This window comes from Coriobacteriia bacterium (assembly GCA_034370385.1).
In the GTDB taxonomy this organism is placed as follows: Bacteria; Actinomycetota; Coriobacteriia; order Anaerosomatales; family PHET01; genus JAXMKZ01.
Genome location: JAXMKZ010000059.1, coordinates 70150 through 87243, shown reverse-complemented (window position 1 = coordinate 87243; position 17094 = coordinate 70150). Strand labels below are relative to the sequence as shown.

General features: G+C 64.6%; 16 protein-coding genes and 3 tRNA genes. 15 read left to right on the top strand and 4 right to left on the bottom strand.

Features of this window, described 5'->3' with window-relative positions:
* Positions 1–13 precede the first annotated feature (13 nt).
* From U1E26_12160 to U1E26_12105, 12 genes are all read left to right on the top strand, one after another.
* The gene (locus U1E26_12160) at positions 14–232 is read left to right on the top strand and encodes a heavy-metal-associated domain-containing protein (GenBank protein ID MDZ4170387.1); all 219 of its coding nucleotides are present in this window, start codon (positions 14–16) and stop codon (positions 230–232) included.
* 145 nt (positions 233–377) lie between these two features.
* On the top strand, positions 378–1121 hold the full coding sequence (locus U1E26_12155; GenBank protein MDZ4170386.1) for a cytochrome c biogenesis protein CcdA: 744 nt from the start codon (positions 378–380) through the stop codon (positions 1119–1121).
* 87 nt (positions 1122–1208) lie between these two features.
* Entirely contained in the window at positions 1209–4430 is a 3222-nt protein-coding gene (locus U1E26_12150; GenBank protein MDZ4170385.1) for a SpoIIE family protein phosphatase, read from the top strand.
* A gap of 12 nt (positions 4431–4442) precedes the next feature.
* Positions 4443–5228, top strand: a complete 786-nt coding sequence (locus U1E26_12145; GenBank protein MDZ4170384.1) for an anti-sigma factor antagonist — start codon at positions 4443–4445, stop codon at positions 5226–5228.
* Complete coding sequence (locus U1E26_12140) at positions 5228–6328, top strand: glycosyltransferase (protein ID MDZ4170383.1); 1101 nt, start codon at positions 5228–5230, stop codon at positions 6326–6328. The genes U1E26_12145 and U1E26_12140 overlap by 1 nt, the downstream gene beginning before the upstream one ends.
* Positions 6329–6419: 91 nt before the next feature.
* Positions 6420–7130 (top strand): HAD-IA family hydrolase, encoded by a 711-nt coding sequence (locus tag U1E26_12135; GenBank protein MDZ4170382.1) that lies wholly within the window; start codon positions 6420–6422, stop codon positions 7128–7130.
* Between the two features lie 3 nt (positions 7131–7133).
* A complete protein-coding gene (locus tag U1E26_12130) occupies positions 7134–8831 on the top strand; it encodes an alkaline phosphatase family protein (GenBank protein ID MDZ4170381.1) in 1698 nt (565 codons plus the stop codon).
* Between the two features lie 3 nt (positions 8832–8834).
* Entirely contained in the window at positions 8835–10319 is a 1485-nt protein-coding gene (locus tag U1E26_12125; protein ID MDZ4170380.1) for a menaquinone biosynthesis decarboxylase, read from the top strand.
* Positions 10316–11224 carry a UbiA-like polyprenyltransferase gene (locus U1E26_12120; protein MDZ4170379.1) on the top strand — a complete coding sequence of 303 codons (909 nt, stop codon included), beginning with the start codon at positions 10316–10318 and terminating at the stop codon, positions 11222–11224. The genes U1E26_12125 and U1E26_12120 overlap by 4 nt, the downstream gene beginning before the upstream one ends.
* Before the next feature lie 17 nt (positions 11225–11241).
* A complete protein-coding gene (locus tag U1E26_12115) occupies positions 11242–11865 on the top strand; it encodes a UbiX family flavin prenyltransferase (protein ID MDZ4170378.1) in 624 nt (207 codons plus the stop codon).
* Positions 11866–11951: 86 nt separating this feature from the next.
* Entirely contained in the window at positions 11952–12560 is a 609-nt protein-coding gene (locus U1E26_12110; protein MDZ4170377.1) for a TM2 domain-containing protein, read from the top strand.
* Positions 12561–12715: 155 nt separating this feature from the next.
* Positions 12716–12868 (top strand): hypothetical protein, encoded by a 153-nt coding sequence (locus U1E26_12105; GenBank protein MDZ4170376.1) that lies wholly within the window; start codon positions 12716–12718, stop codon positions 12866–12868.
* Here U1E26_12105 and U1E26_12100 read toward each other — a convergent pair.
* The 3 genes from U1E26_12100 to U1E26_12090 form a co-directional block, all read right to left on the bottom strand.
* Positions 12852–14063: a glycosyltransferase family 4 protein gene (locus tag U1E26_12100; GenBank protein ID MDZ4170375.1), complete on the bottom strand. Its 1212-nt coding sequence runs from the start codon at positions 14061–14063 to the stop codon at positions 12852–12854. The genes U1E26_12105 and U1E26_12100 overlap by 17 nt on opposite strands.
* A 134-nt stretch (positions 14064–14197) precedes the next feature.
* A tRNA-Cys gene (locus U1E26_12095) sits at positions 14198–14271 on the bottom strand.
* Positions 14272–14362: 91 nt separating this feature from the next.
* Positions 14363–14438: transfer RNA gene (locus U1E26_12090), tRNA-Gly, on the bottom strand.
* A gap of 149 nt (positions 14439–14587) precedes the next feature.
* Here U1E26_12090 and U1E26_12085 point away from each other — a divergent pair.
* The 3 genes from U1E26_12085 (at position 14588) to U1E26_12075 (ending at position 16013) form a co-directional block, all read left to right on the top strand.
* Positions 14588–14662 (top strand) — tRNA-Val (locus U1E26_12085).
* Positions 14663–14775: 113 nt separating this feature from the next.
* Positions 14776–15594 carry a serine protease gene (locus U1E26_12080; GenBank protein MDZ4170374.1) on the top strand — a complete coding sequence of 273 codons (819 nt, stop codon included), beginning with the start codon at positions 14776–14778 and terminating at the stop codon, positions 15592–15594.
* Between the two features lie 83 nt (positions 15595–15677).
* The gene (locus U1E26_12075; GenBank protein MDZ4170373.1) at positions 15678–16013 is read left to right on the top strand and encodes a hypothetical protein; all 336 of its coding nucleotides are present in this window, start codon (positions 15678–15680) and stop codon (positions 16011–16013) included.
* A 107-nt stretch (positions 16014–16120) separates the two neighbouring features.
* On the opposite strand, the gene U1E26_12070 is transcribed toward U1E26_12075, so the two are convergent.
* The gene (locus U1E26_12070) at positions 16121–17056 is read right to left on the bottom strand and encodes a diacylglycerol kinase family protein (protein MDZ4170372.1); all 936 of its coding nucleotides are present in this window, start codon (positions 17054–17056) and stop codon (positions 16121–16123) included.
* Positions 17057–17094 lie beyond the last annotated feature (38 nt).

Here is a 17094-nt window from a genome sequence, read left to right as displayed (position 1 = left end):
GGCGAGTGAACGTATGGCTTCGAAGACGGTCACGCTGAGCACTTCAGGGATGCACTGCGGTTCGTGTTCGATGCTGATCGACATGACTCTTGCTGACGTGCCGGGGGTCGAGTCGAGCAAGACGGACCATGTCGACGGGACGACCCTCGTGTCCTACGACGACGATCGGGTCACCATCGACGAGATCATCGCCGCCATCCGCGTGGTCGGCTACGAGGCGGCTCAGTTGTAGCGTTCTGGTGTGGCGGCACGCGCTTTGGGGGACGGTCTTACTGAACCACGGTCGTTGCACAACGTATACCCCATAGGGTATAGTAGCGTCTCGAACGTGCGAAGCGTGTTCGTCGCGACCGGTTCTTCCCAAAGGGTGGTGCTCAGTGTCTGAGGTAGTTGCTCTTGGCGTGGCGTTTCTCGCCGGCGTGTTGTCGTTTCTCTCACCTTGCGTGCTCCCGCTGATTCCCGCCTACCTTTCGTTCATGACCGGGTTGACGAGCGCCGAGCTCTCGGGTGGAGCGTCTCGCATCAAGGTCGTGGTGCCAGCGGTGCTGTTCGTGCTGGGCTTCTCCACCGTCTTCGTGTCGATGGGCGCGACGGCGTCGGTGCTGGGTCAGTTCCTGACGGAGTATCGGGAGATCATCGAGATGGTCGCGGGAGCCGCTGTCATCGCGTTCGGCGTGTTGATGCTCGGCATCATCAAGGTTCCGTGGCTCTATAGCGAAGCCCGCATGGACCTCGGGCGCTCCCGCTCCTTCGGGCGCGGTGCCGCGTTCGTCATGGGTGCTGCGTTTGCGGCGGGCTGGACGCCGTGTGTCGGACCCATTCTGGGCACCATACTCACGATGGCGGGCTCGTCGGCGAGTGTCGCTTCGGGCGCGCTGCTTCTGCTGGCGTACTCGATGGGACTCGGTCTGCCGTTCATAGCGGTCGCACTGCTGTTCGGGCGCATGACGGGGCTTCTGAAGTGGCTGAACCGGCACTCGTTGGTGATGAATCGCATCGCCGGGAGTCTGCTCATCGTGATTGGCCTGCTGATAGTCACCGGTCAGTTCGGAGCTGTGGCGGCGTGGTTGACGCAGTCCATCCCGGCCATTGAGTTCGATCTGCCGACGCTCAACGAATGATCGCGTGGCTCTGAGGCGCTGCGCGCCGGACCGTCTTTCGGGTACGATTGATAGGTTCGCCGCACTCGCTGCGTCGTTGAGGGAGCCATGGTCAGACGTCCGCGCGCTTCACAAGGGCTTTCGGCGAGAGTCGTTCGCGCCACCCTGACCGTCGGCATCGCGACGGTGTTCGCCGCTGCGGTGGTGGCCATGATCACCACGTCGAATCTCGCCTCGGAGCGGGCCGACGCCCGCGATCTGGTGGCAGTACAGCTTGTCGAGGACGCCATCAACGAGCGCCTGTTTGCCGCCGACGAGGTCATCGAGCGCACGAGCGCGACCGCTGCCGCATCGAAGACCGAGATGGAGCTGGTCTCGTCCGTCGCTTCGCTGCCGGCAGGTGGCGGCGGCATGTTCGATCGCATGATGGTGGTGGAGGCTGGAACCGCGCGAAGCCTCGCAGGCTCTCCCGATCGTCTGTCGTCAAGACAGGTTCGCGCCCTCAGGGCGTACAAGGATGCCATCAGGGGATCCACGGGCTTCGCGAGCTTCAAGACGGAAGATGGCGAGCACGCCATCTGGGTCACCAGGACGACGGCGACTGCGTGGGGTTCGCCGGTCGTCGTGCTCGCACGGCTCAACGACGACTTCATCGAGCGCGCGCTGGCGGCCGCGGTCCGCAATCAGCCAGGACGCCTCATGGTGCTGATCGACTCGGGTGAACTGGCGGGGTTCGCGGGGCAGCGCGCGGCGCCCCGGCTGGAAGGCGCTCGTTGGGAGCCGGCAGGTAATGGCATCGGCCGCGTGACGTTCGCTGTTGCGAGCGGTGAGCGGTACTCGGGCTTCTACAGTGACATCCGCGGAGCTACCGGAATCGACTGGCGAGTGGCTGCAGCTGAGCCGGCGGCGGCGGACACCCGAGCCTCGTTCATGACGGTGGCCCCGTTCTTCATGGTTCTTGTCTTCGGCGGGCTCGTGGGCGTGGCGCTCGCCTGGAACGTGACTCGACAACTGGTCAAGCCGCTCAAGGATCTCGAGCGGGTGGCGCGGGCCGCCGCATCCGGCGCGTACGTCAAACCGCTGCCGATCTCGGAGACCGATGATGAGATCGGTCGAGTGGCCCAGGCGTTCAATCAGGTCACGCTGCGTCTCAATGCACTGCACGATCTCTCCCAGTTGCTGGCAAGTGCGTCCCGGCTCGACCAGGTTCTGGACGGCATTCTATCGGCGATGGGTCACATCGTCGGGCCGGGCGCGTCAGCGGTCTACCTGCTGGATCACGAGCGTGCCCGATTGGTTCCCGTTCGCGCGCGCGGCATCGGCATGTCGAGCGTGAGTACCGTCGACACATCGACGGGGGGCTGGCTTGTTGAGGCTCTGGGCAGCACGGGTCCCGTGACGTACTCCGCAAACCCCGGACAGCTTGCCAACGAGCTTCCCGGTCTGGCCAGCTCGGCCCGCTCGGCGCTGGCGGCGCCGCTCGTGGCCGGTCATGAGGCACTCGGACTCGTGGTCATGCTCCGCGACTCGGAAGACGAAGTCACTGAGGCCGAGATCGAGATGGTGCGGACCTTCTCCGCTCAGGCGGCGGTCGCCGTCCAGACGTCACGCCTGTTCGAGATCGAGAGCGAGTCGAGGCACGTTGCCGAGGCGCTGCGTGCGGTTGCAGAGGAGCTTGTGCGACCCGCGACGTTGGCTGCGTCGCTCGGCATCGTGGAAGAGATCATCTCCGACCTGTTCGGTGCGAGCGCGGCACGGATCGTGATCGTGGACCGTGCCGTCCTCGGGCTGGCTCCGTCGACCAACGCGGGCGAGGACGATTCCTTGGTGGCGATCGCGCAGCTCCATCTCCAGCCGGATGGCGCCACGGTCATCGTCAAGCGAGGAGAGGACTTCGCAACCGACAGGGCCCTCGACGATCATGATGGCGAGCTGCTCATGCTCGTTCCGATCGATTTCGAGAGCGACCATGGAGCCGCGTTGGCGGTATTCATGACCGAAGGCGCCGACACGGGCAGCATGGACATCGCCCGCGCCCTGTCAGACGAAGTCGCACTGGCGCTCGAGAATGCCTACTTCTACGAACGTGCGCTTGCCCGAGCGGCCAATCTCGAGACCATCTTCCGCATCAGCCAGGACGTGGCGTCGGAACTCCAGGTGAACGTCGTGCTCAACCGCGTCATCGAGGTCGTTCAGAAGATCCTCTCGGCGGAAGCGGTCATGCTCTGGTCGTACGACAGCAGGCGACGCACGCTCGGAACCGCGATGGTACGTGGTGTTGTCCCCGCGCATATCGTTGCGCTGGAGCTCGAGCCCGGACAGGATCTGCCCGGGCGTGTGTTCGCATCGCGGACCCCTGTCTCACTGCCGAGCCTCTCGCTTGGAATGGGGGGTGTGGCCGGCAGCGCGGCGTCGCAGGGGCTCAATTCGTTGCTCGCTGTGCCGCTGCTGGCGCGTGGCCGCTCGATCGGCGTGCTCATGGTGCTGGCAGAGGCTGCCGGGGCGTTCAGCGACGAGGACATGAGCATCATGCAGACGTTCGCTTCCCAGGCGGCTTTGGCGATCGACACAGCGCGCATGTACAGCCGCGAACATGAGGTGGCGCACGTGCTGCAGCAGTCGATCCTCCCCAAGGCGCTGCCCGATTTCCCTGAGGTCACGACCTCGAGCGTCTACGAGCCTGCGGGTCTGGATACCGATATCGGCGGCGACTACTACGACCTGTTCAGGGCGTCCGATGGGGCGATCTGGTTGGCTATCGCCGACGTGTGCGGCAAGGGCGTTGAGGCCGCGACGAAGACCTCGATGATCAAGTACGCGGTCAGGGCATTCGTCGCGGCGGGACTGATGCCCGGAAGCGTCACCACTGAGGTCAACCGCATGACAGCGCAGTCCGGTGACCCGAGTCAGATCGTGACGTTGTGGGTCGGGAGGTACGACGTGGTGGGCGGGCGTCTGTCGTGGGCGGACGGAGGGCACCCGGCGGCGATACTTCAGCGGGCGGATGGGTCCTTGGACATGCTGGGCCCCACAGGTCCGCTGTTGGGCGCGATAGCTGAGGTTGAGTTCGATGAGAACGAGGTCGATTTCGTCGCAGGGGATCGGCTCCTGCTCTACACCGATGGAGTCACCGAGGCCCGACAAGGGAATACGTTCTTCGGAGAGGAGCGCGTGACCGCAGCCATGGTCGGCGGCGCCACGGTAGAGGAACTGGCCTCCCGACTGCTCGCGGCGGTACAGGATTTCGTGAGCGGCGAGTTGCGCGACGACATCGCCATACTTGCCGTCGAGGTGTGCAGCGTGCTCGGCGACGCCGACAAGAAGGAGTGACCCGACAGCCCCATGACCTCCAATCATGAACTAACCCACGAACTAGGACCGAGGGCATGCGTCGTTCGGCTCAGCGGCGATCTTGATATCGCTGTCGTGCCGGAGCTTCGCCGTGAACTCGTCGGTGTACTTGAGGGCGGGTGCGCGAATCTGGTCTTGGACCTGTCCGAAGTCGACTATGCCGACAGCACCGCCTTGGGACTGCTCGTGTGGCTGGATCATCGTCTTCGACCGGCCGGCGGCAGATTGGTACTGGCGGGAGCCAATCGGGACGTGTCTCGCATCCTTGAGCTGTCGGGGCTTGCGGCTGTCGCTTCGAGCATCTCCACATCATCCTCGCTTGCAGAAGCTCTCGAGGGCCTGGAACTGGGTGAGCCGGACTCCGAACCACTCTGGGAGCAGGAGTTCGACATCGAGGCCGACGTCGACCATCTCTCGGCTTCACGCTCGGTGATCGCCGACTCGCTCCGATCTTTGGGATTGCCTGAGGCGGCACTGTTCGATGTCAAGGTCGCCTTGGGTGAGGCGCTCGCCAACGCCATTCGCCACGGCGCACCGACGAGCGGAAAGGCCGCTGTGCGCGTGAGGGTGGTCGCCTTTGGCGACCGGGTCGTCTTCGAGGTCACGGACAACGGACCGGGGTTCAACGGCGCCCCTAAGGACAGCGACGATCTGTATGCCCCCGGAGGACGCGGGGTCATGTTCATGCGGGCGCTGATGGACAGAGTCGAGTACGGTGAAGCGCCGTCGGGTGGCACCCTGGTGCGCTTGACGAAGCATCGCGCCGGTGTCAGCTGATGCCAAGACGACGCGATTCATCCCGGCGCGTGTTGGTCACCCATTCATCCTACGGTGGCCCCTCTCAGGCGATCGCCGAGGCGCTTGCCGCGGGCCTCAAGTCCGGTGCCGGTGACGTGCGCGTGGACACCCTCGATTTCCTTGATCGGGAGATGCCGAATCTGGGTGTCCTGGCGCGCTTCGCCTACCAGCAGACACCGGAGTTCTTTCCGGGGTTCGCGGGTAGCCTGGCCGATGCACCGCAGGACGGCGCTCTGATCGAGGAGACGCGGCGGCGGGGGATTCCGGCTGCCGCTTTGCAGTGGGCACAGACGGGTGCGCGCGCGGTCGTCTCGACCTGCCCCATCGCGACGGCCGCGTTCGCTGAATCGCGGCCGAGTGTCGATGCACTGGTGGCTGCAGTGATCTCGGACTACTCGGCCCATCACCTGATCTTGCACCCGAAGGTTGACCTGCTCTTCGTTCCGACGGGTGAAGCGCGCGACGATCTGGTCGTCCGTGGGTTCCCCTACGACCGGATCGTCGTGGCCGGGACCCCGGTACACGATCGAGTGATCGGCCGCGCTTCGCGAGCGGCGTGTGCGACGGAACTCGGGTTTGCCGACCGTTTCACCGTCGCGGTCGCCGGAACCGGGATTCTCAACGCAAGCCGTGACGTGGTATCGGAGCTGGCGGCGTCGGGCATCCAAGTCGCCGCATTGGCCGCCGGAGAGCCGCGCGTGCGGCGCAGGCTCGATGCTGCGGCCGCAGAAACGGGCTCGGTGGCCGTCGTGAGCGAGACCCGTCGATACGGTAGTGCCCTGAGTGCCGCAGACGCGCTCGTCGCCCCGGCAGGCTCTCCACGTGTCGGTGAGGCCCTCGCATGCGGACTGCCGATCGTCCTTTATAATCCCCTACCGGCGAGGGAACTGTTCAACGCCGATTTTCTCGTCAACTGGGGAGCGGTGCTGCTGGCGCGTGACGAGGATGACGTCGTGGAGAAGTGTCGCTATCTTGCGTCCCACCCACCGCGACTCGCGCAGGTCGCCGCCGCCGCCGCAGCCCTCGGTCGACCCGGGGCGACGCGCGCCATCTGTGACCGCGTTCTTGCAGCGCTGTGACGTCTCGGGGGGAGGAAGACGTGGAACGAGCGGGTCACCGAACGAGCACCGGACCTGCCTGCCGCGTCTCCCTCTGCGCCACGGTGTCGACGTGCTGAAGGCAGTCTTCTTCGACGTGGGCAATACGTTGCTCGCTCCGTTCCCCAGCGTGTCGGAAGTTGTGAGACAGGTGCTCGCCGACGAGGGGCACCTGAGGGACCTCTCGGCCATTGACGCGCTTCTTCCGCTCGTGGACGAGTACTACGAGGACCGATACCGTACGGACGATACATTCTGGACAAGCGAGCAGGAGACGTCGCAGGTATGGGTCGGCATGTACTCACTGCTCTGTCGCCGTCTCGGAATCGATCTGGACGCCGAGAGAATCGCCCTGCGCGTGTATGACGAGTTCGGTTCCGCCGACCGCTGGAGAGCCTATGAAGATGTTGAGCCGGCGTTCGAACGACTCTCTTCGGCCGGCTTGGCGCTGGGCCTCATATCGAACTGGGATCGCCGGCTTGGCGGGTTGATCGAAGGGCTGGGTCTTTCTCGCCATTTGGATGTCATCATCTCGTCGGCGCACGTCGGTCTGCACAAGCCCGACCCGCGTATATTCGAGCTGGCATGCGAACGCGTGGGCGTGGCGCCGTCAGAGGCTGCCCACGTCGGCGACCACCACTATGCCGACGTGCTCGGGGCGATGTCAGTGGGAATGACGCCCGTGCTCATCGATCGTCATGGGCTGCCGGTGCCCCCCGAAGCTCCTGAGCGCGTCCTCACCACCCTCGACGATCTCGAGGCCGTACTGGGACTGGAGGGCTGATACATGAGGACGTTCTTGTTGTGGCTCGCGATTCCGCTCATGGTGCTCGGCTCGTTGACCCTCGCGTACGGCGCATACGATATGGCGTCGGAAGCTTGGGACGGAATCGTCGACTATCAGACACCCTACCTGGCAAGCGATCTTCCTGCCTCCTACGCGGGCCCGCCCGTCGCCGAGAGCGTCATTCTGATCATCGTCGACGGGCTACGCGAGGATGCCTCACGGGAGATGTCGTCGCTGGAGTCGCTGCGGGACTATGGTGCCTCGCTGATCCTGACAGCCCCCCAGCCTTCGTTGAGCTACCCCAACTGGACCACTGTCCTCACCGGCACGCGTCAAGATGTGCACGGTGTGGTGACGAACTGGCATGAGGGACGAATCCGAGCCGAGACGCTGCTGGACACCGCCTATCAGGCCAAGATTCCCTACGTCGTCGTGGGTCCGAGCGACATCGCGACGCTGTATCCCGCGGCGCGGCAGGCGACGGGCTCTTTCTTCCTGGACTGGTCCGAGGAGTATCTGAGCGGACGATATATCGATGAGACCCTCCGGCTGATCCGTGAGAAGAAGCCGCGTTTCGTGCTGCTTCACCTTCCCGATGTCGATGAGGTGGGGCACAGCTTCGGCGGCGGGAGTCCTGAGTACGCCCAGATGGTCGGGCGCGTCGACACGGATCTGCGCCGACTTGTCGAGCAGACGCAGGGCACCGGGGCCGCCTTCGTGGTGGTGGCGGATCACGGCCACATCGACACCGGTGGTCACGGCGGGTGGGAGCCGGAGGTGGTTTCCGTACCAGGTGTGATCGCCGGCGAGGGCGTCCGGGTCCTCGAAGGCGAGGCGCGTCTCGAAGACATCGCGCCGACCGTCGCTGTCATGGCAGGCTTCCCATCGCCACGCAACGCGACCGGCCAGACGCTGGACAGTGCGCTCGCGACCTCATCCGCCGCTGGGGTACTGGCGTCTCAGGCACAACGAAACGCCGCAGCGCGTGCCTATGCCGAGGTCATTGCAGGACCTGCGGGGGTGGCCTACGATCGTCAACTGCCGCCCACGGCGACGGCTGAGGTCACGACCCAGTACCTGCAGGATGTGTCCGATGCGCGGCTTGCGGCGGACCGTGCAGGGCGGCTTTCTGGCCAAGGGGTGCAGCTTGCGATCGCCTCGGTGCTCACGCTGCTGTTCGTCCTCGTGGCATCGTGGAGGGCCTTCGTCGCTGCAATCTGTGGCTCGGCGGCCTACTACGCGGTCTACAACATCCTGTTCTTCGTCGTTCACGGCAATCGGTGGTCGCTCTCGTCGTTCAACTCGGAGGACTTGATCGAGGCGTGGATGAACACGAGGCTCATCGAAGCCGCCATCGCCGGTCTGGTAGCTGCGGTGGTGGCCGCCGCCGTGTATCCGCTGCTGCGCCGTCATCCCAAGCAGCCGTCCGGGCGCTATCTCCCCGGATGGCTCGTGCTCGGCCCGCTTGCCGTCGTGGTGACCCAGTTGACGCTCGCGCTGCAGGTCGCGTGGTTCCTGTGGGCATGGGGACTTGAGCCTACGTGGCGACTTCCCGATCTCATGTGGGGGTTCAAGTGCGACCTTGATCTCGTGCAGATCACCGCGCTGGGAGCCGCTGTTCTGCTTTCACCCGCGCTGACCTATGTCGTGGGACGGTATCATCCCCTAGTCCGCGTTCACTCCTCCAAGGAGGCGTAAGAGATGGCGTTCAAGGATCTTCGCGAGTACATGACCCTGCTCGAGCAGCGGGGCCAGCTGCGGCGTATTACCACACCCGTCGACCCCAACCTGGAGATCTGCGAGATCGCGGACCGCGTGAGCAAACAGGTCGGGCCGGGACTGCTGTTCGAGAATCCCGTGAACCGCCAGACCGGCGAGCAGTACTCGATGCCTGTCGCAATCAACCTCATGGGCAGCTACGACCGCATGGCGTGGGCGCTCGGTGCTGACGCCGAGACGGGTACCTGGCGCGATCTGGATGCGAAGGCGCGCGAGCTCATGGAGCTCCTGCCCCTCGACATGCCTGCTGGCATGAAGGGCAAGCTCGATGTGCTCATGGGTCTCAAGGATCTCGCCACAGCGGGGGCCAAGGAGATCAAGCGCGCACCGGTCCAAGAGGTCGTGTTGCGCGGCGAGGACGTGGATCTGGGCAAACTCCCGGTGCTCACGACATGGCCTGAGGATGGCGGGCCGTTCATCACGCTTCCCCTCGTCGTGACGAACAACCTCAAGGGGCGCCCGAACGTGGGCATGTACCGGCTCCAAGTGTTTGACAAGAACACCACCGGCCTGCACATCCATGAGCATCACGACGGAGCGAAGAATCTCCGCGCCTGGAAGGACTCCGGCGAACAGCGCATTCCCGTTTCGGTGGCGCTCGGGGCCGATCCGGTCACCATCTTCTCAGCGACCGCTCCGGTGCCGCCGATGATCGACGAGTACCTGTTCGCAGGCATCCTGCGTGGCGAGCCCGTTGAGGTCGTCAAATGCGTGACGAACGACCTTCTCGTGCCGGCGCACGCAGAGATCATCCTCGAGGGATGGTGCGATCTGGAAGAGACGCGGTGGGAAGGTCCGTTCGGGGATCACACGGGCTACTACTCGCTTGCTGACTACTTCCCGGTGTTCCACGTCGAGGCCATCACGATGCGCCGTGACGCGATCTACCCCACCACGATCGTAGGCCGACCGCCGATGGAGGACTGCTACCTCGCCAAAGCCACCGAGCGCATCTTCTTGCCGGTGGTCAAGGCGATGATGCCTGAGGTCGTCGACTACGACCTGCCGCTTGAAGGGGTGTTCCACAACTGCGCCATCTTCCAGATTCGCAAGGAGTTTGCCGGGCAGGCGTTTCGCGTGATGAACTTCGCCTGGTCGATGGGTCAGATGATGTTCACGAAGTACGTCATCGTCGTGGACGAGGACGTCGACTGCCATGACTACAGCCAGGTGGCGTGGCGCTGCTTCAACAACGTCGATCCGAGCCGTGACATCCTCATAAGCAAGGGGCCGCTCGACCGGCTCGACCACTCATCCAACTTCGAGAGCTTCGGCTTCAAGATGGGCATCGACGCGACCCGCCCGATCGCGGGGGAGGGCCACGAACGTGACTGGCCGGATGCCTTGGAGATGGACCCCGAGGTCAAGGCACGCGTTGACGCTCTGTGGGCGGAGCTCGGTCTGTGAGCGAGAAGATGGCTGTGGCCGCGCGCCCACCCTCGAAGGTCCAGGTCTTCCTCGAGCTGGTGAAGTTTGAACATTCGGTGTTCGCGCTTCCTTACGCCTACATCGGCGCCCTCTACGGGGCGATGTGGGCCGGTGTCGGCGCGGACCAGTGGCCGACGGCTGCGGACCTCGTGTGGATCACCGTAGTGATGGTGGGCGCGCGGGCGTTCGCGTTCGTACTCAATCGGGCTATCGACAAAGAGATCGATGCACGCAATCCGCGCACGGCGGGCCGTGCGATTCCCGCGGGCCTCATCAAGGCCTGGGAGCTCTGGCTCTTCACGGGAGTCATGCTCGCCGCGTACCTGGTCGGGGTGTGGCAGCTCGCGCCCATCACCCACGTGCTGTGGCCGATTCCCCTGATCGCGTTCGCGATCTACCCCTACACGAAGCGCTTCACGCCCCTGTGTCACTACTGGCTCGGGTTGTGTCTGGGCCTTGCTCCGGTGGGAGGGTGGGTCGCTGTGGGCGGTTCCATCAGCCATCCGGCGCCATGGGTCCTCGGACTGGGTGTCCTGCTGTGGACGGCGGGATTCGACATCATCTACGCCACGCAGGACGTCGAGTGCGACCGGCGTGACGGGGTCCACTCCATGCCCGCCGACTACGGGGTGCCTGCAGCATTGGTGCAGACGCGCATCGCGCATGTGCTCACCATCGTTCTGCTGGCCACCGGTGGATGGCTCGCCGAGGCCGGGTGGGCATGGCTCGCCGGTGTGGCTGTCGCGGCCGTGCTGTTGGGGTACGAGAACCTCATCGTGCGAGCTGATGACCTGAGCCGCGTCGACGCGGCATTCTTCACCGTGAACGGGATTATCGCCGTGGTAGTGGGCACCGGTGCGTTCGTGGATCGGTTGCTCTCCTGACGAACAGGGGTGAACGCATGGCACGCATCGCACTCATCATGACCGGTGCCTCGGGAAGCGCGTATGGCATGCGAATCACCGAGCAGCTCCTCGTGTTGGGACACGAGGTCGTGTTCTGCGCGACCACGGCGGGTCGGGAGGTATGCGCCTACGAACTCGGCTTCGAACTTCCGTCCGATGATGCGGCTACGGCGGCTACGGCCCTGGGTTCCTTCCTCGAACTACCGGGAGTGGACCGGCTCAGAGTCGCGATGCCGCAGGACCTGTTCGACCCGATCGCGAGCGGATCTCACCAGCTGGATGCCGTGATCGTGGCGCCGGCAAGCATGGGCTTTTGTGCGAGTGTCGCTGCCGGCCTGGCGTCAGATCTGGCTCAGCGGGCCGCCGATGTGGCGCTCAAGGAGCACCGACCACTCGTGGTGATGCCACGTGAGACACCCTTGTCGCTCGTGCACCTACGCTCACTGACCGCCCTCACCGAGGCGGGAGCGATCATCGTCCCGGCGATGCCCGCGTTCTATCAGCGGCCCTCGAGCATCGATGACATGGTCTCCTTCATGGCAGGGAAGGTTCTCGATGTGCTCGGAATCGAACATGCGCTGTTCACCCGATGGGGAGACGGCGAGCAAGACCGCGCCTGAAGGGGGATTCTCGGTTCTCGAGGGTTAGTCTTCGGGCTTGGTGGGTTATAGAAGTGCTATGGGTACCGCGACTCCCGGGAGGGACCATGACAGACGAGAGCAATGCCCCCACGCCCGATTTGCCAGGTGAGCCTGATGCCGCCGTCGAGGCGGCGCCGGCGGTTGAGCCCGATGCCCCCGCACCGATGATGGAGCCATCCGAGTCAGTGGCCGAGGCTCCCGTTCCGGCGGCAGACCCGATACCGGACCCGCCGCCTGCCCCACTCGCGCCGGAGTACACACCTGCCGCCCCGCCGCCCGCACCGCCGCAGCCGGAGTACGCACCGGCTGCCGCCCCGCCGCCCGCACCGCCGCAGCCGGAGTACGCCCCTCCGCCCGCCCCGCCGATGCCTGGCTATGTAGCCCCGACCGCTCCTCCGCAGCCGACCTACGCTGCCCCGGTGGCTCCGGCGGGGGACAAGCAGAAAGTCGTAGCTGGAATACTTGCGATCTTGCTGGGTGCTTTCGGCATCCACAAGTTCTACCTCGGCTACAACAAGGAGGGCATCATCCTTCTGGCGGTCTCGCTGATCTCGTTCGGAATGCTCGCATGGATACCTTCGATCATCGGCCTCGTTGAGGGAATAATGTATCTGACGAAGACCGACGAGGAGTTCTACGCCATGTACGTCGCAGGCAGGAAGGCGTGGTTCTAGCCTGTTTCCGCAGTTCGCAAGGTTGTAGAAGGGCCCGGGGGAGATCCCGGGCCCTTTGAGCTTGACGAACCTCGACCTCAGGTTCAGACTGATGGTTGTTGGGTCAGTGAACACAGCACAGTCGTAGCAGTAGTCGTAGCACAAGAGGAGTAGCCATGACCCTGGCGCAGGCGCGCAAGCGCTTCCCCAACGTTCCCACCGATATCGTCAAATGGGCGGTGGAGAACATCCGTGATCCTCGCGATCTTGAACGAGGACTGAATCGTCTCGAGCAGGCACGGCGCGTTCAGATCAAGTACGCGGGCTGACAGCATCGCCGCCGGCGCTCTTGCGCCGCAAGGGTAGCGCCAGACGACGCCGCGGGCGGTAGTCGTTGATTGCGCGCTCGTAGTGGTGCTCGAGCCTCTCCGCCTGGTGCTCGATCGAGAAGTGGCCGGCGCGCTCGCAGGCGGCATGCGCGAATCGTACTCGGCGCTCGTCGTCGGCGAGGAGCGCGTCGAATGCGTGTCCGAGGTCTTCGGCCCGTCCAGGGGTGATGAGCCCGGTCCGGCCGTCGATGACAAAGTCCTCGACGGCGCGGTCCTCGACGGCGACTATCGGCAGACATGCCGCCATCGCTTCGCCGATGACGAGGCCTTGGGTCTCGCTTGTGGATGCGAAGGCGAAGCCGTCGGCAAGGTGATACGCGGCCACGACGTCCTCACGGTCCAGGTACCCCACGAAGGTGACCCTGTCGCCCAGATCGAGCTCTTCGACGATCGAGTCCAGTTCGCCTCGGTATGGTCCATCGCCGGCGATCACCAGTCGGATGCGTGCGTTCCTGGTGTGCCACAGCGCACGCAGGAGCAGCTCGACGTTCTTTTCTCGTCCCAATCGACCCATGAACAGAAGAACGCGGTCTCCGGGGCGGGGCCGTATGCGCGCTTCCATTCGGGTGAGCGCCTCGGGGGTCGGAGCGGCGAAACGGCGGGTGTCGACGCCCGTGGCTATGACGTCGATCGGTACTCGCACACCCCAGTCGCGCAGGTGCAGCTCTATCTTCGTGGACGGGGCGATGATGGACGTGCACATCTGACAGAAATCCCGAGACAGTCGTTCGGCGAGCTTTCGGGTGAGGCGGGTCTCCCACACGTAGTGGACGTACTCGGGGTAGAGCGTATGGTACGTGTGCACGTAGGGAATCTTGGCGCGACGGGCGACGTTCAGTCCGTAGAGACCGATCGCGAACGGGTCGTGCGAATGCACGACGTCCAAGTCGACGGCATCAAGAATCCGCAGGGCCTCGATGGAGATTGGCGTTGCAAGCCGCATCTCAGGCTGAAAGACGAAGGGGAGCGACGGAAATCGGATGACCCGGACCCCGTCGGCCTCGTGTTCAGGCGTGGGGGCGAACACGTACACCTCGTGCCCACGGCGTTCCAGCGCGTCCTTGAATAGCTGGATCGACGTGACCACCCCGTTGATCTGGGGGGTGTAGGTATCGGTGAAGAATCCGATCCGCACAGGGCTCCCCTCAAAGGAGTTGGTGTCGCCGGTGGTCTAGTGGCGCCGCGGGTGAGTGTAGCAAAGTGACCCGAAACGGTCTCCGTGACAGCGAACGGCCGACCGGTACGCGCCGGTCGGCCGTGTGCAGAGTCTGGAGGCGACGCCCAGATTCGAACTGGGGATAAGGGCTTTGCAGGCCCCTGCCTTGCCACTTGGCCACGTCGCCCTATTGGTGGCGCCGAGCGCCGTGTCAAACAGCGGAGGTCGGCCTCATCGGGCCATTCGGGCCACTAAGACCGACCTCCGTCGAGGTGCGATGGAGCGGACGACCGGATTCGAACCGGCGACCCCAACCTTGGCAAGGTTGTGCTCTACCAACTGAGCCACGTCCGCGCGCAACGGCTAGTCTAGCGATTGGGTATGGGTGGCGCAAGAACAATTTGGAGCGGTCCTAGCCGCTCGGCAGATTAGGGTCTAGGCATCGCCGCCTGCTTTGGTAAACTATCGTTCGCTGTCCTCACGGACAACGTCGCATCACAGATGGGCGCTTAGCTCAGGGGGAGAGCACTTCCTTGACGCGGAAGGGGTCAGAGGTTCAAATCCTCTAGCGCCCACCATTCACAGACACGACCCGCCACCCGCGAAAAGACGCGGTGGGCGGGTCTTCTGTTTACGGGGAGCCGGACTCACTCCTGTATCCTCAGGGAATCGCGAAGAGGAAGGGATCGCCTTGTTCGCCGAAGCCATCGATGTCGCATCTGGTTTCACCTTTCCCTACGTGGGGCTGCGACGTCGCGCCGACGGGTCGGTATTCACCGTTGTCGCCAGCTTCGTGGTCATCAACTCCGACGGCTGGGTGGTCACATCAGCTCACATCGTTGAAGAGATGCTCGCCGCTATGCGATCCGCCGAACAGGCGGCCGCGGACCCGGGGCGACCCTTGTCTGCTGAGCTCGTGACCGAACGCACAGAGATCTGGGCGCTGAACCCGGCGGCGAACTCTCAGTTGGTCGGGGGCCGCGTCAACCGTGCCGCCGATCTTGCCATTGGCAGACTCGAGCCCTTCGACCCCGCTTGGCTCCCGGTCGCACCGGTGCTTCGCGACACTGACACTGCCCCCCTCAGGCAGGGCGAGTCGGTCTGCCGACTGGGCTTTCCGTTCCATACGGTGGAAGCGGCGTGGGATGGCGACGAGAACCGATTCGCTCTTGCGAAGAACGCATTCCCCGCGCCACGGTTCGCGCTCGACGGCATCATCTCGCGATTCAACCGGCGCACTTCGGTCGACGGGGCGGAGGTGACGTTCGTGGAAACCTCCTCTCCGGGGCTGAAGGGACAGTCGGGCGGACCGCTGCTCGACACGGCGGGACGGATCATCGGTATCCAGTCGCAGACCGCTCATCTGGATCTTGGCTTCGACGCCCGCTACCCGGCATCGGACGGGCAGCCGGTCATCGAGCGGCAGTTCCTGAACGTCGGGCTGGCGACTCACGTGTCGGATCTCAGGGGCATACTCGATGTCGAGGGCGCGGCATACACGCTCGGGTGATCGACGTGATGCGAGTTCAGTGCGCAGGGGTACATAGGTCGCAAGACAAGCAGGGTACAGCGGTGTCTTCCAAGGAGGTTGCTATGTTTCGTGTTCTCAGTTTGGCAGCTGGGCTGATGTTGTCGCTCGCCCTTCTATTCTCCGTCGCGGGATGCGGTTCCGAGTCCGAGCCGACCACCCCGCCGCCTGCGGCCGAGACCAGCCCTGCGGAGGTCCCTGCAGAAGCCCCTGCGGAGGCCAGTCCGGGTGAGGCGCTTGTCGCCCAGAAGTGCAGGATGTGCCACACCCTGGATAGGGTCAACGATGCCTCCTACGATGCGGCTGGATGGACCACCAACGTGGAGCGCATGGAGAAGAACGGGCTCGTCATCAGCGCAGACGAGAAGGCTCAGATCATCGACTACCTTTCGACGAGGTAGCGCTTCGGCGCTCTCGAGGTTCTTTTTGACGGTGACGGTTCTGGCGCCCGCCGGGGCCGTCACCGTCGTGTGAAGGCCGCTGAGGCCCAGGCGCTGTCTGCCGGCCGTCAGGAACCGACTGGCTCGCGGTAGGGGGAGCTGTCGCCGACGATCAGCGTGGTGGCTGCCGGGAGCACCCGCGCCGCACACGGTGTGAGTGTCGGCAGCAGGTCGCCGTCGTACTGCATCGCCAAGGGCGGGTACGCGCTCACCTCGACCTCGGAAGCCAGGTACACGTCGACGCTGGGATCGCGCTCAGATCCTTCGATGATGCGCTCGAGCATCGCGGCAAAGACCACGGGGATGAGGCCTGCCAGGCTTTTGGAGCGCAGCACCACGACCTCGAGCTTGCCGTCCTGGGGATCGCCTCCCTGGGTCAGGCTCAGGTCGAACTGGATGCGACCGAAGTTCACGAGTAGGACCGCGATGCCGCTGGTGTGGATGTGCTCGCCGTCAAGCACCAGCTCGAAGTCAGAGACGGTCGGCGCAAGGTTCGACACCGCCGCCAGCAGGTAGGCCGCGGCGCCGAGCGTCGACTTGAGCGGCTGTGCGGCCTGCATGATTGTGGCGTCAAAACCGGCGCCGGCGATCATGGCGAATCCGAGATGGTCCGCATCGCCGCGGGGATTCGGCAAGATGAGCTCTCCCAGATCGAACGGGACAGCGGTTCCCTCAAGCGCGAGCTTGGCCAGCGAGGCGGGATCAGACGGCAGCCCGAGGTTCATGGGTAGGAGGTTCGCCGTTCCGGCCGGGTACGCCAGAATCGGAACGTGCAGGTCGCGTGTCTCGTAGGCCACGGTCGAGAACGTGCCGTCGCCCCCGACCGCGACGATCCGGTCGAACTGGGCGGCGTCAGTCGTGAGGCCTTCGAGTGACTGATCCTGGCTTGCGAATCGCACCACTGTCTCCGCGCCGGTGAGTCCGATGGCGCTGATGAAGTCGTAGAGCCCGGGGCCGACGTTGCCCGCGCGGCTGTTCACTATCACGAGGATTCGAGACGGCATGTTTCTCCGGGAAATAGGGGGCGCCTCGTCAGGGGCGC